The sequence below is a fragment of the Rhizobium sp. 05L429 genome (genome assembly GCF_056397645.1).
In genome coordinates this window covers 1-20745 of the sequence record NZ_JBFTNV010000013.1, presented here as the reverse complement: position 1 = coordinate 20745, position 20745 = coordinate 1, and the positions used below count along the sequence as shown (strand labels likewise).

Sequence of the window (20745 nt, the reverse complement as noted above, 5' to 3'; positions counted from 1 at the left end):
CACGTTKATTGCAATCAACGACGCCGCACTACCCCTCATGTACGATCCTTCTACCTGAGATGCACACGGCTGCATGGCGGCCGGAGCCTTTGACATCAGGTTTCTGGAGGAACTCATGGAATTCCAGACGGCATTTCCTATCGCTGTTATTGACGAAGATTTTGACGGAAAAAGCGCCGCCGGACGCGGCATGCGCGATCTGGCAGCAGCCATCGAGAAGGAAGGCTTCCGGATCGTCTCCGGCGTTTCCTACGAAGACGCCCGTCGTCTGGTCCATGTCTTCAATACCGAATCCTGCTGGCTGGTCTCCGTCGACGGTACCGAGGACAAGGCCACACGCTGGCAAGTGCTCGGAGAGGTGCTGGCTGCAAAGCGACAAAGAAACGACCGGCTGCCGATCTTTCTCTTCGGTGATGATACGACCGCCGAAGATGTTCCGGCGGCAGTGCTACGCCACGCCAATGCCTTCTTCCGGCTGTTTGAGGATTCCGCGGAATTCATGGCCCGCGCCATCGCGCAGGCCGCCCGCAACTATCTCGACCGGCTGCCGCCGCCGATGTTCAAGGCGCTGATGGATTACACGCTGGAGGGCGCCTATTCCTGGCATACGCCCGGTCACGGCGGCGGTGTTGCTTTCCGCAAAAGCCCGGTCGGCCAGCTCTTCTATACGTTCTTTGGCGAAAACACACTTCGCTCYGATATCTCCGTATCGGTCGGCAGCGTCGGCTCCCTTCTCGATCATGTCGGGCCGATCGCGGAGGGCGAGCGCAATGCGGCGCGCATCTTCGGCACAGACGAAACCCTCTTCGTCGTCGGCGGCACGTCGACAGCCAACAAGATCGTCTGGCACGGCATGGTCGGGCGCGGCGATCTCGTGCTCTGCGATCGCAACTGCCACAAGTCGATCCTGCACTCGCTCATCATGACGGGTGCGACGCCGATCTATCTGACGCCCTCGCGCAACGGGCTAGGCATTATCGGCCCGATCTCCAAGGATCAGTTCACGCCTGAATCGATTGCCCGCAAGATCGCCGCAAGCCCCTTTGCCGGGCAAACGAGCGGCAAGGTCCGGCTGATGGTCATCACCAATTCGACCTATGACGGTCTCTGCTACAATGTCGATGCCATCAAGGCGTCACTTGGCGATGCAGTCGAAGTGCTGCATTTCGACGAGGCTTGGTATGCCTATGCCAATTTTCACGAATTCTATGATGGCTTCCACGGGATCTCGTCGAACCAGCCTGCGCGATCGCAGAACGCCATCACCTTTGCGACGCACTCGACGCACAAGCTGCTGGCAGCCCTTTCTCAGGCATCGATGATCCATATCCAGCATGCCGAGAACAAACGTCTCGACGTAACCCGCTTCAACGAAGCCTTCATGATGCACACGTCGACTTCGCCGCAATATGGCATCATCGCCTCCTGCGATGTCGCTGCCGCCATGATGGAACAGCCGGCCGGCCGCGCGCTGGTGCAGGAGACAATCGACGAGGCGATCAGCTTCCGCCGGGCGATGAATGCGGTCAGGAAACAGACGGAAGGCAACTGGTGGTTCGACGTCTGGGAGCCGACGGTTGCCGAGCAGACGCCGAGCGACACCCATGCCGACTGGGTCTTGAAACCGGACGATGCCTGGCATGGGTTTACCGGGCTTGCCGAAAACCACGTCATGGTCGACCCGATCAAAGTCACCATCCTCTCGCCGGGCCTGTCTGCAAGCGGTGTCATGGATGAGCACGGGATACCGGCCGCCGTCATCACGAAGTTCCTGTCYTCCAGGCGCATCGAGATCGAAAAGACCGGCCTTTATTCCTTCCTCGTGCTTTTCTCGATGGGCATCACCCGCGGCAAGTGGAGCACGCTTGTCACCGAACTTCTCAATTTCAAGGATCTCTATGACGCCAATGCGCCGCTGACCCGGGCGCTGCCGGCGCTCGCAGCAGCGCATCCGGAAGCCTATGCCGGCATGGGGCTGAAAGATCTCTGTGAACAGATCCACGCAATCTATCGCAAGGACGACGTGCCGAAGGCGCAACGCGAGATGTATACGGTGCTGCCGGAAATGGCGATGCGTCCTGCCGATGCCTACGACCGGCTGGTCAAAGGCCGGATCGAGAGCGTCGAGATCGACGATCTCATGGATCGCATCCTTGCCGTGATGATCGTTCCCTATCCACCCGGAATTCCGCTGATCATGCCGGGCGAGCGGATCACGCTGTCAACGAAGTCCATTCAGGATTACCTTCTTTACGCCCGTGATTTCGACCGCAAGTTCCCCGGTTTCGAAACCGATATTCACGGCCTGCGCTTCACACCCGGTGATAACGGACGCCGCTATCTGGTTGATTGCATTGTAGCGGAGGCACAAGAATGATCCCGCGTGATGTGAAGTCGCCGACGGTCGCCATACCGTTCCATAAGATGCTGAAGATCGTGGCCGTCATCGACCGCGACAATTCTCAGGCGCAGGAGTTGGTGGCGCAGATCACCGCCCAGGGTTTTGAGGTGGAGCTACGCGACGACTATTCCGCTGATGTGTCGGAAGATGCTGACGTCGGCGCCTATATCGGCTCGGTCGAAGGCGGGCAGTTGCCGGCGGCACGCAGCTTCCTTCGCGCTGTGAGAGAAATAGGCTTCCGAACGCCGATCTGGGCGATGGCCGATACGCTGACGATCGCCGATATGGATGTCGTCGAGATGGCCGGTGAGGTGGATGGTTTCGTCTATCTCGGCCAGCAGACGCCGACCTTCTATGCCAAGCAGATCGTTTCCAGCGCGGTCAACTACGGCAAATCGCTGCTGCCACCTTTCTTCGGCGGCATGATGGCCTATGAYGGCGAGGCAAACATCGCCTTCGATTGCCCGGGGCATCAGGGCGGCCAGTTCTATCGGAAATCGCCGGCCGGGCAGCTCTTCTTCAAATATTTCGGCGAGAGCATTTTCCGCAACGACCTCTGCAATGCCGATGTCGATCTCGGCGATCTCCTGATCCATGAAGGTCCCGCAGTCGAAGCCCAGAAACAGGCGGCACGCATTTTCGGCGCTGATAGGACCTATTTCATCCTCAACGGAACGAGCACTTCCAACAAGGTGGTTGCCAATGCGGTGCTGCGCAACGGTGACCTTGTGCTCTTCGACCGCAACAATCACAAATCCCTGCATCAAGGAGCCCTCGTGCAGGCAGGCGCCATCCCGATCTATCTGCCGACCGCCCGCAACTCCTTCGGAATGATCGGGGCCGTCGATTGGGCGGCTTGGGACGAAGCCTGGCTGCGGCAAAAGATAGAGGAACACCCGCTGGTCACCGACAAGAGCCGTGCCAAGGCCGAGCGGCCTTTCCGTCTGGCCTGCATTCAGCTCGCGACCTATGACGGCACGATCTACAATGTCCGGCAGGTGATGGAGAAGATCGGCCATCTCTGCGACTACGTGCTCTGGGACGAAGCCTGGATCGGCTACAACGCCTTCCATCCGCTTTTCGAGGGCCATAGCCCGATGCGGCTGAAGGACTTGTCGGCCGACATGCCGGGTCTGTTTTCCACCCAATCGGTCCATAAGCAGGGCGCCGGCTTCTCGCAGGCATCTCAGATCCACAAACGGGACGAACATATCAGCGGACAGCGCCGGTTCGTCGAACACAAGCGCTTCAATGAATCGCTGCTGATGCATGTTTCGACATCACCCTTTTATCCCCTGTTTGCCTCGCTTGATGTCAATGCCAAGGTGCATGAAGGCAAGGCAGGAGAGATGCTGTGGGACCGCTGCATCGAACTCGGGATCGAGGTGCGCAAGAAGCTGCGCGGGTTCGTCGATCATTACGAGACCAAAGCGGCAAGCCCCGAAGAGCAATGGTTCTTCGATCCCTTCGTGCCAGACAGGGTGTCGGTTTCGGGCTCCAAGCACACCGGCGATCTCGCCGATACCAGATGGGAAGATATTCCGACCGATGTGCTGAAGCGTGAGCAGCAATGCTGGCKGTTCGATCCGCAGGCGAAGTGGCATGGCTATTCGGGTTATGCGCCCGGCTACACCATGGTCGATCCAAACAAGCTTGCGATACTGACACCCGGCATCGACCGGAAAACCGGCGAGTATCGCGAATTTGGCATCCCGGCGACGGTCGTTGCCAACTACCTGCGCGAGCAGCGGGTCGTGGCGGAGAAATGCGATCTGAACAGCCTGCTCTTCCTACTGACCCCGGCCGAGGACGAGAGCAAGCTGAACACGCTGGTCGCCAAGCTCGTCAAGTTCAAGAACCTCTGGGACCGCGATGCGCCGCTGCAGGAGGTGCTGCCGACCGTCTTCGCGGCCAATCGCGAGCGTTATGCCGATTATTCCGTTCGCCAGGTCTGCCGGGAGATGCATTCCTTCTATCGCGAGGCGGGCGTCAAGGAGTTGCAGCGCCTCTGCTTCCGCTCCGARAGCTTCCCGGAACCGGCAATCGCGCCCAAGCAGGCTTATGAGGCGCTGGTCGCCAACAATGTCGATTATGTGCCGCTGGCGGAAGCTGCCGGCCGCATCTCGGCGACGCTGGCGCTGATCTACCCGCCCGGTATCGGCGTGATCGTGCCGGGAGAACGCTGGGACGACCGGGCGCGGCCGATGCGGGACTATTTCCTCGCCTTCGAAGAATCCTTCAATCGCTTCCCCGGCTTCAATTACGAGGTCCAGGGCGTGTTCCAGGAGCGGATCGATGGGCGGATCAAGTTCCACACATATGTCGTGCGCGAGTAGGGGGTAGGGAGGATTTCATCATGACCGATAACACGATGCATCTCGCGGCCGAGACCACGGCCAAGAAGAAGATGAACCTTGTGCAACTCACCTTCATCGTCGCCGTCAACATGATGGGCTCGGGTATCATCATGCTGCCCGCCAATATGGCCCAGGTCGGCGCGATCTCGCTATTGTCCTGGCTGGTCACCGCTGTCGGCTCGATGGCAATCGCCTATGGCTTTGCCCAGGCGGGGCTGTTCAATCAGCGCCCCGGTGGCATGTCCGCTTACGCGGAAGATGCCTATGGGAAAGACGGCTACTTCATGGTGTTCTTCCTATATTTCCTCTCGCTCGCCGTCGGCAACGTGGCGATCGGGATTTCGGCCGTCGGTTATCTTGCCGGCTTCTTTCCGGTGCTGACCTCGACACCGATCATGACCTGCCTGGCGCTGATCGTGCTCCTGTGGCTGACCACGGCCGCCAATTTCGGCGGTCCGCGCATCACCGGCCGTATCGGCTCGATCACCGTCTGGGGCGTCATCCTTCCCGTCGGGCTGCTGTCGATTATCGGCTGGCTCTGGTTCAGCTCCAGCACGTTCGCAGCTGCCTGGAACCCGAAAGGACTATCGCTCGCGCAGGGCATGGGATCGAGCATCTCGCTCACGCTCTGGGCTTTCCTCGGCATGGAGTCCGCGGCACAGAACTCCGATGCAGTTGAAAACCCCAAGCGAGACGTGCCGCTCGCCTGCATGTTCGGCACGCTGGGAGCGGCCGTCATCTACATCCTGTCGACGACGGTTATTCAGGGCATCGTGCCGAACGCGGATCTCGCCACCTCTACTGGGCCGTTCGCACTCGCCTATGCCACGATGTTCAATCCGACGATCGGTTCGATCATCATGGCGCTCGCTGTGCTGGCCTGCCTTGGCTCGCTACTCGGCTGGCAGTTTACAATCGCCCAGACGGCGAAAACCGCTGCCGACGAGCGGATGTTCCCATCCCTATTTTCGCGGGTGAACGAGATGGGTGCGCCTGTCAGGGGCATGATCATTCTGGGCATCGTACAGACCTGCCTTGCCTTGATGACCATATCGCCGACGCTGAGCGAACAGTTCTCTGCACTGGTCAATCTCGCGGTGGTCACGAACGTACTGCCTTATATCATCGCGCTGTCTGCCCTGTTCGTCATGATGAAGGCAGCCCGCGTGCCCCCAGCGAAATACCGGCTGAATGCCACGATCGCTCTTATCGGCATGGCCTACAGCGTCTTCGCCATCTACGCCTCCGGCAAGGATGCGGTGCTCGGCGGCATGATCGTCACAGGGATAGGTTTCATCATTTACGGCCTGATCGCCCCGCGTTTCGCCAGCGGCGTGAACCGGGTTCCGGCTGAGTAACAGAGGGAGGACCAGACATGTCAGGAAAAAATGATCACTGGGCGGTTATCGCCGTCTCTGTCCTCGCCGCGACGGCAACGTCGGCTCTCAGCACGCCCGCGGTGGCTCAAACACTCGACCGCGTCAGGACAAACAGTGCGCTGAAGCTTGGCTACGAGCCGGATGCGAGGCCCTTTTCCTTCGCCGAGCAGGGCAAGCCGAACGGCTACGCGGTTGCAATCTGCAACAAGATCGCCGATAGCCTGCGGGCGCAGCTGAATCTGCCGAAGCTCGACGTGGAATGGGTCCCTCTTTCCGGTGACGAGAAAGCGCAGGCCATACAGGCCGGCGCTGCGGATCTTGTCTGCGGGGCAGAGCCGGTAACGCTGACGCGCCGACAACAAGTGTCGTTCTCTATTCCGATCTTCCCGAGCGGCACCGGCGCGCTCCTCAGCGCCAGCGCTCCGCTGGCGCTGCGGGAAGTGCTGCAATATGGCGAACCATCAAACCGCCCCGTCTGGCGTGGTTCACCGGCCCGAACGATCCTGGAACACAAGACATTCTCATCAATCGCCGGTACGACGAGCGAGGGTTGGCTCTCCGACAGGATCAAGACTTTCCAGCTCGCAGCGACCGCAACGCCCGTCAACAACTATCAGCAKGGGATCGAGCGTGTCCTGGACGGCAGTTCGGCAGTCCTCTTCGGCGACATGCCGATCCTTATGGATGCTGCCGCCCGCAGCGACAATTCCGGCAGTCTCATTGTCCTGCAGCGGCATTTCACTTACGAGCCGCTCGGCCTTGAGCTGGCGCGCGGAGATGAGGACTTCCGCCTTGCTGTCGATCGCGCGCTGAGCCAGGCCTATGCCGCGCAGGATTTCCGGACATTCTTCACCACCTGGTTCGGACCGCCGGACGAAGCGACCGTGACATTCTTCCGGCAGACGGCGCTGCCGGAATAGCACTGCGCATTGCGGCCGATCATCGACCGTCGAAGAAAACGGCGTGCTCCGGAGCAGGTCCTTCCGACCCGCACCCCGCCTGCATACCGATGTGACGAACATGGATTCTGGCAACCGGACGGAGTGACGGGGGTGATCCTCCTTTGGAAAGAAATTCGTGACAACCCGATGCTGTGGCTGCTCGTCGCGGTACCGGTGGTCTTCATTGCTGCGCAAGTCGCACCCGAGGCTCATACTCTGCTCTTCATCCTGTCGGTGCTTGCCGTCATACCGCTGGCCGGTCTCCTCAGCCATGCGACCGAATCCGTGGCGGCAAAAACGGGTGACGCCGCCGGCGGGTTGCTCAATGCCACGCTGGGAAATCTGACCGAACTGGTTATCGCACTGACTGCCCTGCGTGCCGGACAATATACTTTGGTAAAATCATCCATTGCCGGTGCGATCGTCACGAACACGTTGTTCATGCTGGGCGCGTCGTTTTTGCTCGGCGGCCTCAAACATCACAGTCAGGAGTTCAACCGAGCCAATGCGCGCCTTCAGGCGGGCCTGCTCTTCCTCGCCACGATCGGCCTGCTGATGCCGTCAGCTGTTGCTTCGATGGATTCGGCTTCGGCGACTGCCATCATCCACAAACTCAGCTTCGGGCTCGCGATCTTGCTCATCATCGGATACGGGCTGGGATTGCTGTTCACGCTTAAAACACATCGCGAATTCTTTGCTGCAGCCGAGCACGCACAGGCGGAGGAACCGCCGTGGCCGATCGGGATGGCGCTGGCCACGCTGGCCGGTGTCACGATCCTGGTCGCCCTGGTCAGCGAGATCTTCGTCGAGTCCGTGCAGGAGGCCGCCAAGGTGTTCGGTATGACGCCTGCCTTTGTCGGTTTCATCGTCGTTGCATTGGTCGGAGGTGCAGCCGAAATGGCTTCGGCCTTTTCCGGTGCACGCAAGAACCGTCTCGATTTGAGTGTGGGCATTGCGCTCGGAAGCGCCTCGCAGATCGCTCTGTTCGTCGCACCCGTGCTGATCCTGTTGAGCTATCTGATTGGTCCGACACCGATGGATCTGCAGTTTGCGCCCGGCGTCGTGGTGATGGTTTTCCTGGCGACCATCACGGCGATGTTCGTCACCAATAGCGGACGCTCGGCCTGGTTCGTCGGCGTGTTGGTGCTGATGGTCTACATGATTTTCGCGATGACGCTGTATGTTTTGCCCGATCAGACACTATGAGGCGGATCTGCGGGCGCAAAACATGCCAATGAAACCTGGCCATGAATTGACCCATCGGCAAATGCGGCGTCTCTTCTTCGTCGCCTTGGTAAGGCAGCTTCGCGTGATCTGGCCAATCGTGTCCGGGGTGGTCCTGGTGATGATCGGATGCGGGCTTGCAATCTGGCGCATCGAAGATTGGCGCCTCGACGAAGCTCTCTATTTCACGTTCGTCACGGGCCTGACCATCGGCTACGGCGACTTTACCCCCAAACATATTTCGGCGCGGATATTGTCATTGGTAATCGGCTTTGCCGGAATTGTGCTGACCGGCATTGTCGCTGCCGTTACTGTAAAAGCTTTGAATGCCGACGATTGGAAGCCTTAATTCCGAGTTCGGCTACGCTCCCGCTCTCTGGACCGCGCAATCTGTCGCGATGTGATCCAACGGAACCGTTCTTACGAATAATTTTGGGCAACCAATCGGGAACGAGCGGCGTTCCCCTGAGTTCGTACGATTTGCGGGGTGCGCAGATATACGGAGCTACTTGATGAGCCGAGAACGTGGACGACGGAAATTGATGCTCCGACTTCCCGATATCCGTCATCGTCTCGTGGGCATGACCGGCGAGACGCTTGGCGAAATCTTCGAGGCCTATGATCTGGCCGTCGATGCGCTGGACCGTTTTCGAAACGGGTACCCGCGAGAAGACAAGCTGATCACCGAATATGAGCAGCTCTGCCTTGAAATAGAGCAGGAGGTTACCGTCTACTGCGCCGACCGCTGAACCTTTCCGTCCAAGCCGACGGCAGGCCCATGTTCATACCCGCTCGCTGTCGCCGCTGGCCAGGCCCAGGCTCGCAACAATTCATAGAATACACTGAGGACCACCGGCCCCAGGAATAGGCCGAGAAGTCCATGCGAGAGCGTACCACCGATAACCCCGATCAGGATGACGGGCATCGGGGTCGAGAGACCGCGCGCCATCAATACGGGCTTCAGGACATTGTCGACCACCGTGATCGGTACCGCGAGACAGGTAAAGACAAGAGCGACGGCAGACGGCCAGGAGAACCACGCCCAGATGATCATTGGCAGGAGCACCAGCCCCGGGCCGAGCTGCATCAAGCAGAGCATGAAGACCGCGAAGGTCAGTGCACCGCGTGCGGGAATGTCGAAGAAGGCAAAGCACAAACCGCAAAGCAGCGTCTGCAGGAAGGCGACGCCGATGACACCCCGCGAGACATTTCGCACCGTACTCCCGGCAAGCCGGGCAAAACCCACACCCTTTTCGCCGCCGATCCGATTTGCCAGAAGCTGTACTGTTGCCGCAAGTCGCGTCGCCCGTGTGAGAAACAGGCCGGAAAGCAGGATCGAGGCGACGAAGCTCAAGACGCCGCCGCCGACCGAGGCGAGCTTTGCGACGACAACGCCCATCACTTCGCGGATGGGTGCCTGAAATTTGATGATCGTGGACGCCAGGTCGCCGGCAATCTGGTTCCAGGTGTCATGGATACGCTCACCGATGACCGGCCATTCCTTGATGGCTGCCGGCGCTGCAGGCAAGATAAAGTCTTCCGTCCGCAGCTTGCCGATCAACGCCTGAACGGCATCAGCAAAATTGACCGCGACGAGGGCGAGCGGCGCGATAATCAGCACGAGGCAACTGACGACGATGACGAAAGCCGAAATCACCGGCCGGTTGCCGATCAGCCGCGAGAGCGCGTCGAACATCGGAAACAGTGCCACCGCAAGAATGGCCGACCAGATGACGATCAGCGCGAAGGGAGCGATCAGTTCCAGGGTCCAATAGGCAAAAAGCCCGATAATGCCCAACCGGACGAGATCGCTGACCCGCGCTTCTACTGAAATCTGCCCCGCACTGCTCCCTTGCGGGGTCGTATCGCTTACCTGCTCCATGGCTGTATCCATTCCGGCGCGCCCGGCGGACCCATCGTCACGATGTCGTATCAGGCACCACATGCCGGATCGCATGATCCTCGACATAGGCCGATGGGCGCTTCTGCCGCTTTCCGAGATCCGGCGCGTCGAACTTCAGGCGCTCATAGGGGATCGATTGCAGGATGTGCGAGATGCAGTTGATGCGCGCACGCTTCTTGTCGTCCGAAGGCACGATCCACCAGGGCGCGTGATTGCTGTCGGTCATCCGCAGCATTTCGTCATAGGCGCGCGTATAGTCCCACCAGCGCTGATAGGATTCGACATCCATGGGGCTGAGCTTCCATTGCCGCAACGGGTCGTCGATCCGGCGCTTGAAGCGGCGCTCTTGCTCTTCTTCGCTGACCGTGAGGAAATATTTGAGCAGAATGACGCCGCTTTCGACGATTGCGGCCTCGAAACGCGGGGCGAGTTCAAGGAAGCGCTGTGCCTTCTTCTCGCTGCAGAAGCCCATGACCCGATCGACGCCTGCACGATTATACCAGCTGCGATCGAAGATAACGACTTCGCCGGCGGCAGGCAGATAGGCAATGTAGCGCTGCATGTAGATCTGCGATTTCYCGCGGTCGGTCGGGGCGGGCAGGGCGATTACGCGAAAGACGCGGGGACTCACCCTTTCCGTGATGCGCTTGATCATTCCACCCTTGCCGGCGGCATCACGCCCCTCGAAGACGATGACCACCCGCGCGCCGGATTTCTTGACCCAGGCCTGCAGATGGGCCAGTTCCACCTGCAGGCGGCCGATCTCTTTTTCGTAATCCCATGACTTTTTCTTCTTTTTATCCTTGCCGCTGCGGGGTGCTTCACCATCCGCTAGCTTCGGCTCGTAATTCTCGTCCATGGCTTTCCCTCCTCCTGTCATTTAAGGGGCATTATGCGCCGTCGCGGCGTTGCCGATCTGGTCGATATCGCCAATCAGCGTCCGCAGGGCTTCTTCTCTGCCATTGAAAATATTGTCGGCTCCGACGGTCTTGATGACCCCGGCCCGTTCGAGAATGACGCGGCTTTCATCACTGAGATCGGCGAAAGCAAAGACGATATTCCGCTTCACGAGAATTTCGGCCACGGCCTCGAGCGCGGTCGCGCCTGTGCTATCGATTTGCGTGATGGCGCTGGCATCGAGCACCAGGCATTTGGTATTTGCGGGAAGCTCCTTGGCGACCGATGTCAGCCGGATGCGCACGTAGTCGGCGTTGTAGAACAGGATGCTGCCCTGGACGGCGAAGACGGCGGCACCGGGGACAGGACGAGCCTCGGGGTAGCGCTGGAGATCGAAGAAGCCATGCCGGCCTTCGATACGACCAAGCAGGCCATCGCGCGGAAACATGGTTTGACGCAGGAGGTAGACGAAGGTTGCGACAATAGCGACAATGACGCCATTGAGGACGCCGAAGCTGATCGCTCCCCACATGGCGATGAGCGCAAAGACAAACTCCATACGGCTGATGCGCCAGATCTTCCTGAGCTCGGGAATATCGATCAGGCTGATGGCAGCCATTGCAAGGATCGCGGCTAGCGCGGGAATGGGAAGGATGCGCAACGCACCATGGAGGAAAACCAGCACGGCGATCAGGGCGGCCGCGGAAACCAGTCCTGAGACCTGCGAAACGCCGCCCGTCGAAAGATTTATCGCGGTTCGAGAATCCGATACGCTGACCGGAAACGAACCGAAAAATCCGGGCGCTATATTGGCTGCGCCAAGGCCGATCAACTCCTGATTGGCGTCGACCTCGTCACCGGTTCGCGACGCGAAGCTGCGCGCCGCGACAATGCCGGAACCGAAGCTGACAAGAAAGATCGCAACCGAACCGGTGACGACCTTGTCAAGAGGCATTTCATGGATAGGGGGCAGGGAGAAACTCGGAAGTCCGCGCGGTATGTCCCCGACGACGGCGATGCCTTGGCCGCGAAAGTCGAAAATAGCAGAAAGAAGGACCGAGATGATGACGACCAGGATAGGACCTGGAATTCTGAACGGGAAAAAGCGGACGATCCACAGCAGCGCGAACATGGCGAACCCGAGGATGAGCGAGGGCCAATGGATCAGTCCGCTTTTGGCAAGCATTTCGGCGAGCGGCTGGATCAATCCATCGGATTCAATCTTCACTCCCGTGAAACGGCCGATCTGTCCGACAAGGATAGAAAGCGAAACGCCGGCAAAGAACCCGACCAGAATGGGCCGGGAAAGAAAGCTCGCGAGAACGCCAAGTCTCAGTAATTTGGCGGCGAGATAGCAGACGCCGACGCCAAGGGCGAGGGCCGCCGCGATCGCCACCCGGTCGCCGCTGCCCGTGGGATCGGCGGCGATGATCGTGCCCATTGCAGCCGCCAGCACCGACATCGACGCCGCGTCAGGTCCGACGATCAGCAGCCGGGACGGCCCAAAAATCGCATAGGCGATGGGCGCGACGATGCTGGCATAGATACCGGTCTCCGGCGGCAGACCGGCGATCGCAGGATAGGCAATGGCGCTCGGCAGGCCGACGGCGGCGATCGACAGCCCGGCCGGGATATCGCTGCGGAGCCAATCCCTCTTGAAACCGGTCAAGCCTCGCAACATCGGAAGACTGCCTATCACCGCGCACTCCTATTGCTTCGTCATTGTTCCCTGCATCTCTCCCGGCGCCGCGCTCAGTGCTCCAGGAACACGTAATTCATCCAGCTGCTCATCCGCAGAAGAACCTTGCGCAGGACGGCGACGTGGTGCCAATAATGCGTATAGACGGCGACCTCCGCGACTACGCCGCCGGGCAGCTGGTATTGGTCGGTAGCTTCGAGCAACTCGATGCGTGCCAGTGTCTGTCCGGGAGAGAGCCGCTCGGGCGATTGCGGGTCGATCAACGCGCCGCCGGGCTGTAACTGGCCCTGCGCCATCACGTCGATGACTTCCTGAACCCGTGCCTTGAAGATCTTGCCGGGGACGGCCTTGAAGGCCACCTCCGCCTCGTCGCCGACACGTACGCGCTGCAACGAGTTCTGGATGAAAGCTGCCGCCAGCATGCGATCCTGGCTGTCGATGAAGACCATGACAGGCCTGAGCGGCAGAGGATTGGCCATCATTCCGGGACGAAGGAAGACCTGGGTCACATAGCCATCTGTGGGAGCGCGAACGGTTGTCTGGTCGAGTTCGTATTTGGCGTTATTCAGCTCGGCCTGTAGCCTTGCGACTGTCGGGTTCGTGCCGTTGATCTCGGATTCATAAGCGAGTTTTGCCTGCAATGCCTGCGCACGTGCCGTATCCACTGCTGCCTCTGCGGTCAGATAAATGCCGCGGCGGTTCTCGACCTCAAGCTCGGAATAGACGGCGCTTTTGCCGCTCGACTTTGAATTCTCGTTGGACTGCTGGAATTTTTGAAAGGCCTGCAGTGACCGGTCTCTCGAGGCCTCAGCCCCCGTGACAGCGGAATTGGCGGCATCAAGCGCCGCTTTCAATTGCAGGACGGACTGTTCGGCTTCGGCAAGTGCTGCTTGCTTCTGATCGACCGTGAACTGATAGGGCCGCGGATCTATGCGAAAGAGAACGTCACCCTTCTTCAATGGCGTATTGGCTGCGACAGGCACTTCGACGACCTGACCTCCTACCGTGGGGATAACGGGAGCCGAGGTGAAATAGATTCGCCCATCGCTGGAATAGGGATGATTGTAACTCATCAGAAGCAGGAGGGTGGAGATGAGGAATATCCCGCCAAGCACTGCTGTTGCGAGCGTCCATTGATTGACCGGAATTCTGAATATCTTGAAGATCACCCAGCAAATCGCGGCATAAGTKAGTATCAGGAGTAGGTCCATCAGGCGTCCTCCTTCTCCGGCTTGCGTGCCTCAAGCTCGGCAATCCGCGAATGGAGACGGGCGATTTCTGCATCCGCTTCCGTCTCCGCCGATAATTTTCCGTCACTACGGATGCCCCAGCCACGATCCTCGCGGTAGAGCGTTGCCCAGATGAACAGGAACGGCCAGATGGCGTGCAACGTGAAGAGGCTGACCCATCCAGCAACGTGAATGGCATCCTGATGAGGATGATTGCGCGCCTTGGCGATCAGATGAGGAATGTCGTGGATCGCGATCACCGCATAAAACAGCGTGACCACGACGAAGACCAGCACGCCCAAGGCAAAATAGTCAAGAAACACGGCCGCTCCCTTCCGGCTGGTCTTGCCGAGCCGTTCGATCGCTATCGACGCGGGATATTAGGCCCGTTTTGGCGCTGAGGCCCGTAGCATCGCGTAACCTCTATCGGGGCGTCGGCAGCGGCTGCGCCCAGGCGGATCGTCCTTGCAGAAATCAAAAGAGGCGGGAACGGCAAGGGGGATGGCAATCCGGCCTCTGCGTCCCGAATTCGCCACGATTTTTGGAAGTCGGCTAATGTAAGATCACGTATTTTACGTCTGCCGCCGATCCGCCTGTTATATAGTTCACGCATCTGCTTAGCGCAGTTCGGCGGCGGGGGCGGAGATGGTGCCGGGAGAAAGTGGATCGACATATTTGTCCGTCCTTGAGACGGCTGAGACTTATTTCCCCGACCAGAAGCGGGTGGTGCAGCGCCTTTTCTATGTAAACGAGGCCTTTCACAGCATGTGCGAAGATCTCACTGCAGCAGCACAGGCTCTGGCGCATGTCGAGCGGTTGCCCGAGACGGTTAGGGAGGCGCGCCGGCTGGAATATGCGGGCCTCGTCGAGGCCCTGTTGAAAGAGATGGGGGAGGCGATCACCCAATCGAAAATAGTCGTGCTCCGGCGGTCGCCGCAAACCGGCCCGAAGTTTCCGTAAGCGCATCTGTCATTCAACCGATTAAAGGGAGGTCCATGCGCGATGAAAGCAATTTCCCGCAAACTGCTTTGTGGCAAACTGCTTGGCGGATTGTCAGCTCTGGCAATCATCGCATTGCCGCCATCGTTCCCCGCGCAGGCACAAGCTCCCGCGCCGGCAGCAGCCCCGGCCCAGCCAAGTGCCGAAGAGGCTGAAACCACGCGTCTGACGGATGACGAGCTTGAAGTTCTCGTGGCGCGCATCGCGCTCTATCCGGACKAGCTGGTCGCGGCAATTTCGGCCGCCTCGCTTTTTCCACTTCAGATCATCGAGGCACAGCGCTTCCTGGAGGCGAAAAAGAAGAATTCCGACCTCAAACCCAAGAGCGATTGGGACGGCAGCGTCGTGTCCCTGCTGAACTATCCAGATATCGTCAAGATGATGAGTGAGGATCTCGACTGGACCCAGGCGCTCGCCGATGCGCTCGCCAACCAGCAGAAGGACGTCCTGATTGCCATCCAGCAGCTTCGCGACGAAGCGGTGGAAAAGAACATCATCAAGACGKATGACAAGGTGACGGTCGTCACCGAAAACGACAATATCATCATCCGGCCGACAGATCCGGAAAAGATCTATATCCCGCAATATCCACCGGAAATGCTCTATGAGCCCGGCTATGCGTCGGCGCCGATCTCCTATTATCCCGACTACTACGACAGCTATTATTATCCCGGTGCGGCCTTCTTTGCCGGCGCGGTGACCGGCCTTGCCTGGGCTGCGGTCGTCAATTGGGATGACTGGGGTGTCTGGGGAGGTCGCTGGAACGGCGATATCGATATCGACTGCAATAATTGCCTCAATGATCGTAATTTCAATGGGAAGCTGAAGTGGAACGACGTCGACTGGAGCAAGGTCGATCGCAGCAAGTTGAGCATTGGCAAGGACCAGCTTTCGAAGATGGACCGCTCGGCGATCAAATCCGGCCTGCAGGCCGACAACCGCAACCAGCTGCGCAACCGGGCCAACGATATCCAGGCGAGCCAGAGACCCAGCAATCGCGCCAACGCGGCGCGTGCGGACGATATTCGAAAAAGCACGGCGCAGGGCCTGAAGGACAGACCGCAGGCAAATAGGCCAACGGCAGCAAATAGGCCAGCGGCAGCCAACAGGCCAGTGGCGGCCAATCGGCCAGCCGCATCCCGACCCGAAGCGCGTCCTCAGAAGGCCGCCAATCGCCCGTCCAAACCCGCGCAGAAATCCATCAATAGGCCTAATAAACCGCAGATGGCCGCCAGACCCGACAATCGGGGACGGCAGCCGAGCGCGCTCGGCAATGTCCAGTCCGGCCGCCGTGAGGCGGTTGCCTCCAAACGCGGATCGCAGAGCATGGGCGCCCATCGCCAGTCAGCTCGCCCCGCACAGCATCGGCCGCGGCCGCAGGGTGGCGGCGGTCGCGGTGGCGGTGGCGGCAGACGGCGGTGAGACCTCTTTCCAGTTCAGGGAGTTACATCATGAAACGTCAATCGACCGTAATTCCGCTCATGCTTGCGACACTGCTTTGTGCAATGCCGGCGGCACCTGCGTTTTCGCAAGTGCCGACAGATCTGGCCGAATACCGGGCGGCAACGCCGTCACCGAAATTCGACAGTCCTGAGCTTGCGCTGGACAAGCTCAAATCGGTGCTGGGCTCGAACAATTTCGACGACCTTGCCRCTCTGCTCGGCTTGAAACCGGACAAGCTGCGGGCGAGCAACGAGGCGACGATCGCCTACGGGCTGATCCGCGAAGGTGCCGAGCGACAGGCGATTTTGCGGGATTTGGATGGCATGAAGATCGTTGCGATCGGCGATCGGCTCTGGCCACTGCCGTTTCCGCTGACCGAGGGCAAGGACGGCAAATGGTCCTTCGACACTGAGCGCGGCCTCGAAGAGATCGTTAATCGCCGCATCGGCGAAAATGAACTCGCCACCATCGATACCATGCATGAATATGTCTCGGCCCAGTATCAATACGCATCCGAGGACCGTGACGGTGACGGCATCTATGAGTTCGCAAAGAAATTGATCAGCAGCGCGGGCAAGCTTGATGGCCTGTACTGGGATCCGAACGTTTATCCCGAAGAAAGCCCGGCAAGCACGTTGGTCGAAACGGCCGCCTTCGGTGCCGCCAAACGCGGGGAGGGGTATTTCGGCTATCGCTATCGCATCCTGACGTCCCAGGGAGACAATGTGCTGGGCGGCAAGCAGAGCTATCTCGTCAACGGCTATATGACCGGCGGTTTTGCGCTGATTGCCTGGCCCGTCAAATATCGGGTCACCGGCGTTCAGACATTTATGGTCAATGGGTCGAACGTTATCTACCAGCGCGACCTGGGGCCTAAAACGGAAGAACGCGCCGCGGCGATCAAGGAATTCAATCCTGATGCCAACTGGAGCGTCGTAAGCGACTAGGATCTTCGCAGGCGATCTCCCGCGCCGCCGGCGGAACGCGCAAAGCGGCTGCCATGGCGCGGTTGGAGTAGCGCTTTCTGCCTGTGACCTCCCGACCGAGCCATTCCGGCAGCTTCGGCCGATCTTCCTCGCTCGCCAGTTCGATCTCGGCGAGGGTCAGCCCCTCATAGGCGCCGGTAAAGACATCCACGTCCCAGTTTCGCCCATCATGGAGGACGCGATAGCGCGTTTTCTCAATGACATGACCGGCTGCGCGCAGGATGAGGTCACGAGCCTCACCAATGGGAATCTCGTACTCGTATTCCTCCTTGGCAAGGCTCAGCGTGCGAAACTTGATCGTCAAGCGCGCTGAACATCCATCGATCACGCGCACGCGGATAGAATTTCGATTGCGACGGGAGAGATAGAGATAAGCTTGCTGCAACACATGAGGCTCGTCGGCGCAGGCGCGCCAACTGTCGTCGCGGACCAGGAACTTCCGTTCGATCTCGGTCGCTTTCACATCGATCGTCCTTCGCTCATGCCTGCTGTTGTCCGTCAGTCGACTGGCGGTTCCCAGGTGAGGAAGAAACCTACGTCTCCAGGCATACCGTCGGGGAAGTTGATGATCATCGCCTTGAGTCCGTAGCCTTGAGGCTTGGCAACCTCCTCGAAGAGTTCGAGAAGTTCCTTTCCCTTTCCCTGCAGCGTTTTCTGCCATCCGGGAAGGTTGTTATTGATGGCCCGGCCGCTATCCGTGCAGAAGGTCGATGGAAAACTGTAGATCAGCGCCTCGTATTTGCCGTCTGCGGCGGCTTTCATCACCAGACGTTTGATGACGGCACGCTCCGTTTCACCAATTTGCTTGCGGAAAAAATCCTCAACGAACTCCGCATGTTTCTTTGCTTCGCGCGCCTTGATCTTTTCGTTGCGCTCCATTTCCAGAAGCTGGAGTTCCAGAGCACGTTTGCGCAGCTCCTCTGCGCTTGACATTGAATGGGATGTGGACGTCTCAGGTGATGTCATCGCCGCCTCCTCCAGAATGCATGGACGATGATAAAGCGCGCGGGCAGGGGAAGGCAGTAAAATACACGTCCGATCCGGTAGGATACGGTATCCTACGCCGGCAAATGCCCGCGAAGATGTGTCCCGGCCACCGGATGATCCATTTATTAGGCTTTTTGTTAATTAGTCCTTTCTTATGAATAGCGTTGCCGTTGCGGCAACTCGGGACTATCGTCCACGACAGTATGCTGCAGGTTGTTAGCAATCGGATTCTGGGGGAAAGCCGATGACGAACGCAGGCGTTTACAGGGCCAGCAGCAGCGCGCCTTCGCAGGAGGAGGTGCAGCAGCAACTTGAGCGCATTCTTTCGAGCCCGGAGTTTCGTCTTCCCGAGCGGGCGAGAAGATTCCTCGAATTTGTGGTGACTGAAACACTTGCCGACCGTCGCGAGTATCTGAAGGCCTTTACCATCGCGCAAGCCGTTTTCGGCAGGGATGCGAATTTCGATGCTCAGCAGGATCCATGTGTCCGTATCGAAGCCGGGCGGCTGAGGAGGGAGCTGGAACACTATTACCTGACCGCCGGCGGCACTGACCGGATCATCATCACGATTCCTCTCGGCGGCTATGCGCCGGTTTTCGACGTGAGGCTGGGCGCTGAGCCCACAGATATGTCGAAACCTGGGCAGTCCAATCAGCCGATGTCGGAGGGAGGCGCTGCACAGCAGGTCGATGTCATCAGGGATACGATCAGCCAAGATGCGATCAGACGAGACAGGGCCAGCAGGCACTTGTCACGACCCCGATCCTGGCTCCTTGCGGGGGGCGTGGTGATCATCCTCGCCGCGGGGGCGGCATTGCTTCAGCATGGAAGGTTGTTCGATACGGGAGCCGAGACGGTGAGGGGGGCTGACAGTCGCCCTACCATCATCGTCGAACGCTTTGAAAATGCTCCCGAAGAGGGACTTGCGTCCGGTATCTCTCGAGGCATTACCGACGATATCATCGAAAAGCTCGTCCCTTTCAACGACATAGTGGTCGTTGCGGTCCTGCCGCGCAGTAAAGAAGGCCAGACTTCGTCGGAGCCGCTCTACGCTCTCCAGGGAAGCGTCCGGCTGGAAGGCAGCATCCTGCGCTCAACGGCAAGGCTCGTGCGACGGGCGGATGGAGTGGTCATCTGGGCAAATAATTACGATGCCGACATGAAAGTGCAGGGCATCCTGAAAACGCAGTCCAGCCTTGCCGATCATATTGCGGCGGCGGTTGCGCGACCGTTCGGCGTAATGTTCGAGACCGACACCGCGGGCATTGCCGGAAATGCCGACGCTTTCTCCTGCACTCTGTCCTATTACAGCTATCGCAGCGAAATGACTGCGCAGGCGCATGAGGCAGCAAAATCCTGTCTGCAGCGGGCAGTCGAAAAGACACCCGATGTTTCCAATCTCACCGCCTTCCTTTCGCTGACCCATCTCGACGAGTTCCGCTTTCCGTACCAGCTGAATACGAAGCCGACTGCCGCGACGCTCAGCGCTGCGAAAGAACTTGCCGAACGCGCCGTACGGCTCGATCCGAAGAATGCGCGCGCTCTTCAAGCACTGATGCTCGCCGATTTTTTCAGCAATGACCCGATCGGAGCCATGCGTGCCGGCGAGGCCGCCTATGCCAGCAATCCCAACGACACCGAGGTGGCGGGTGAATACGGCCTGCGCCTGTCGATGTCGGGAAAATGGGACATGGGCTGCGAACTGATTTCAAAGGCCATCAGCAGAAATGCCGGACCACACGGATATTACGAAGTCGGAATGGCGCTTTGTGCCTTCATGCGGGGTGACACGCAAGCCGCGGAACTGTGGTCCCGGATGTCGGACCTGAATTACAATCCGATGCATCGCCTCGTATTGCTCTCCATCCTCGGCACGCTGGGAAAAACGGCGGAGGCAAAGGAGCAACTCGACTGGATCGCGCTCAGGTCACCCGCATTGATTCCGAACGTCAGGCAAGAGGTCGCCAAGCGGCTGGCGCGGCCCGAAGACCAGGAGCGTTTTCTTGCCGGACTGGAGGCTGCCGGCCTGCCTGTTTCAGACGAAAAGGCGTCAAGGAACTGAAATGACGATACCTAAAGACGACCGGCCACCGCGATGACCAGTGCATCGTTGCAGTCGACCAGTTTGTGGAGGCGACCCCAATCAGCGAGTGGAGAACCTAACCCAAGTGCATCATGCCCGTTTTGCAGGGTAGGGGATCACCTTGCTTCTTGCAAATGTGCGATAAAAACCTCGGCAGGCGTCTTGTAGCCGAGGCACCTTCGCGGCTGGTCATTCAGGTGGCGGGCAAGTTGGGTAA

The 20745-nt window shown here is 59.3% G+C and carries 18 protein-coding genes; 11 read left to right on the top strand and 7 right to left on the bottom strand.

Translation table 11 applies throughout. From position 1 onward, the window contains the following. Positions 1 to 115: 115 nt before the first annotated feature. The 7 genes from AC1DNW_RS15505 to AC1DNW_RS15475 all read left to right on the top strand — a co-directional run bounded on the left by AC1DNW_RS15505 (position 116) and on the right by AC1DNW_RS15475 (position 9051). Complete coding sequence (locus tag AC1DNW_RS15505; protein WP_477853405.1) at positions 116 to 2377, top strand: Orn/Lys/Arg family decarboxylase; 2262 nt, start codon at positions 116 to 118, stop codon at positions 2375 to 2377. Continuing rightward, a complete protein-coding gene (gene speC, locus AC1DNW_RS15500) occupies positions 2374 to 4737 on the top strand; it encodes an ornithine decarboxylase (protein WP_477853403.1) in 2364 nt (787 codons plus the stop codon). Before AC1DNW_RS15505 ends, speC begins: the two co-directional genes overlap by 4 nt. Before the next feature lie 20 nt (positions 4738 to 4757). After that, positions 4758 to 6116, top strand: coding sequence for a putrescine-ornithine antiporter (gene potE, locus AC1DNW_RS15495; protein WP_113296464.1), 1359 nt, complete (start codon positions 4758 to 4760; stop codon positions 6114 to 6116). A gap of 17 nt (positions 6117 to 6133) precedes the next feature. After that, positions 6134 to 7057, top strand: coding sequence for an amino acid ABC transporter substrate-binding protein (locus tag AC1DNW_RS15490; protein ID WP_477853401.1), 924 nt, complete (start codon positions 6134 to 6136; stop codon positions 7055 to 7057). 168 nt (positions 7058 to 7225) lie between these two features. Then, the gene (gene cax / locus AC1DNW_RS15485; protein WP_477853612.1) at positions 7226 to 8284 is read left to right on the top strand and encodes a calcium/proton exchanger; all 1059 of its coding nucleotides are present in this window, start codon (positions 7226 to 7228) and stop codon (positions 8282 to 8284) included. 22 nt (positions 8285 to 8306) lie between these two features. Further along, complete coding sequence (locus AC1DNW_RS15480; protein WP_477853610.1) at positions 8307 to 8651, top strand: potassium channel family protein; 345 nt, start codon at positions 8307 to 8309, stop codon at positions 8649 to 8651. 163 nt (positions 8652 to 8814) lie between these two features. After that, complete coding sequence (locus AC1DNW_RS15475; protein WP_477853400.1) at positions 8815 to 9051, top strand: hypothetical protein; 237 nt, start codon at positions 8815 to 8817, stop codon at positions 9049 to 9051. Here the strand turns inward: AC1DNW_RS15475 and AC1DNW_RS15470 are convergent. Genes AC1DNW_RS15470 through AC1DNW_RS15450 form a run of 5 tightly spaced genes read right to left on the bottom strand, consistent with a single transcriptional unit; the run spans position 9033 to position 14353 of the window. Continuing rightward, positions 9033 to 10184: an AI-2E family transporter gene (locus tag AC1DNW_RS15470; protein ID WP_477853398.1), complete on the bottom strand. Its 1152-nt coding sequence runs from the start codon at positions 10182 to 10184 to the stop codon at positions 9033 to 9035. The genes AC1DNW_RS15475 and AC1DNW_RS15470 overlap by 19 nt on opposite strands. A 37-nt stretch (positions 10185 to 10221) precedes the next feature. Next, entirely contained in the window at positions 10222 to 11064 is an 843-nt protein-coding gene (ppk2, locus tag AC1DNW_RS15465; RefSeq protein WP_477853397.1) for a polyphosphate kinase 2, read from the bottom strand. A gap of 21 nt (positions 11065 to 11085) precedes the next feature. Continuing rightward, on the bottom strand, positions 11086 to 12801 hold the full coding sequence (locus AC1DNW_RS15460) for a SulP family inorganic anion transporter (RefSeq protein ID WP_477853396.1): 1716 nt from the start codon (positions 12799 to 12801) through the stop codon (positions 11086 to 11088). A gap of 53 nt (positions 12802 to 12854) precedes the next feature. Next, positions 12855 to 14012, bottom strand: a complete 1158-nt coding sequence (locus tag AC1DNW_RS15455) for an HlyD family secretion protein (RefSeq protein ID WP_113296457.1) — start codon at positions 14010 to 14012, stop codon at positions 12855 to 12857. Beyond that, complete coding sequence (locus AC1DNW_RS15450; RefSeq protein WP_113307627.1) at positions 14012 to 14353, bottom strand: DUF3302 domain-containing protein; 342 nt, start codon at positions 14351 to 14353, stop codon at positions 14012 to 14014. Before AC1DNW_RS15450 ends, AC1DNW_RS15455 begins: the two co-directional genes overlap by 1 nt. Before the next feature lie 322 nt (positions 14354 to 14675). Between AC1DNW_RS15450 and AC1DNW_RS15445 the strand changes: the two genes are divergently transcribed. The 3 genes from AC1DNW_RS15445 to AC1DNW_RS15435 are packed head-to-tail and all read left to right on the top strand — an operon-like array spanning position 14676 to position 17419. Next, positions 14676 to 14990 carry a hypothetical protein gene (locus tag AC1DNW_RS15445; RefSeq protein WP_113296455.1) on the top strand — a complete coding sequence of 105 codons (315 nt, stop codon included), beginning with the start codon at positions 14676 to 14678 and terminating at the stop codon, positions 14988 to 14990. A gap of 42 nt (positions 14991 to 15032) precedes the next feature. After that, positions 15033 to 16451: a DUF3300 domain-containing protein gene (locus AC1DNW_RS15440; protein WP_477853395.1), complete on the top strand. Its 1419-nt coding sequence runs from the start codon at positions 15033 to 15035 to the stop codon at positions 16449 to 16451. Positions 16452 to 16480: 29 nt separating this feature from the next. After that, on the top strand, positions 16481 to 17419 hold the full coding sequence (locus AC1DNW_RS15435; protein ID WP_477853393.1) for a DUF2950 family protein: 939 nt from the start codon (positions 16481 to 16483) through the stop codon (positions 17417 to 17419). Here the strand turns inward: AC1DNW_RS15435 and AC1DNW_RS15430 are convergent. Both AC1DNW_RS15430 and AC1DNW_RS15425 read right to left on the bottom strand, forming a co-directional pair. Then, a complete protein-coding gene (locus tag AC1DNW_RS15430) occupies positions 17382 to 17921 on the bottom strand; it encodes a CYTH domain-containing protein (protein ID WP_477853391.1) in 540 nt (179 codons plus the stop codon). The two genes, AC1DNW_RS15435 and AC1DNW_RS15430, sit on opposite strands and share 38 nt — an antisense overlap. 35 nt (positions 17922 to 17956) lie before the next feature. Further along, positions 17957 to 18424 (bottom strand): hypothetical protein, encoded by a 468-nt coding sequence (locus AC1DNW_RS15425; protein ID WP_113296451.1) that lies wholly within the window; start codon positions 18422 to 18424, stop codon positions 17957 to 17959. Positions 18425 to 18689: 265 nt separating this feature from the next. Between AC1DNW_RS15425 and AC1DNW_RS15420 the strand changes: the two genes are divergently transcribed. Next, positions 18690 to 20507 carry a hypothetical protein gene (locus tag AC1DNW_RS15420; protein ID WP_477853389.1) on the top strand — a complete coding sequence of 606 codons (1818 nt, stop codon included), beginning with the start codon at positions 18690 to 18692 and terminating at the stop codon, positions 20505 to 20507. Positions 20508 to 20745 lie beyond the last annotated feature (238 nt).

Bases quoted from the DNA above. Each gene is read 5' to 3' on its own strand.
- potE (WP_113296464.1), top strand. From the start codon at position 4,758: ATGACCGATAACACGATGCATCTCGCGGCCGAGACCACGGCCAAGAAG.
- cax (WP_477853612.1), top strand. From the start codon at position 7,226: ATGCTGTGGCTGCTCGTCGCGGTACCGGTGGTCTTCATTGCTGCGCAA.
- AC1DNW_RS15480 (WP_477853610.1), top strand. From the start codon at position 8,307: ATGCCAATGAAACCTGGCCATGAATTGACCCATCGGCAAATGCGGCGT.
- AC1DNW_RS15475 (WP_477853400.1), top strand. From the start codon at position 8,815: ATGAGCCGAGAACGTGGACGACGGAAATTGATGCTCCGACTTCCCGAT.
- AC1DNW_RS15470 (WP_477853398.1), bottom strand. From the start codon at position 10,184: ATGGAGCAGGTAAGCGATACGACCCCGCAAGGGAGCAGTGCGGGGCAG.
- AC1DNW_RS15445 (WP_113296455.1), top strand. From the start codon at position 14,676: ATGGTGCCGGGAGAAAGTGGATCGACATATTTGTCCGTCCTTGAGACG.
- AC1DNW_RS15425 (WP_113296451.1), bottom strand. From the start codon at position 18,424: ATGACATCACCTGAGACGTCCACATCCCATTCAATGTCAAGCGCAGAG.
- AC1DNW_RS15420 (WP_477853389.1), top strand. From the start codon at position 18,690: ATGACGAACGCAGGCGTTTACAGGGCCAGCAGCAGCGCGCCTTCGCAG.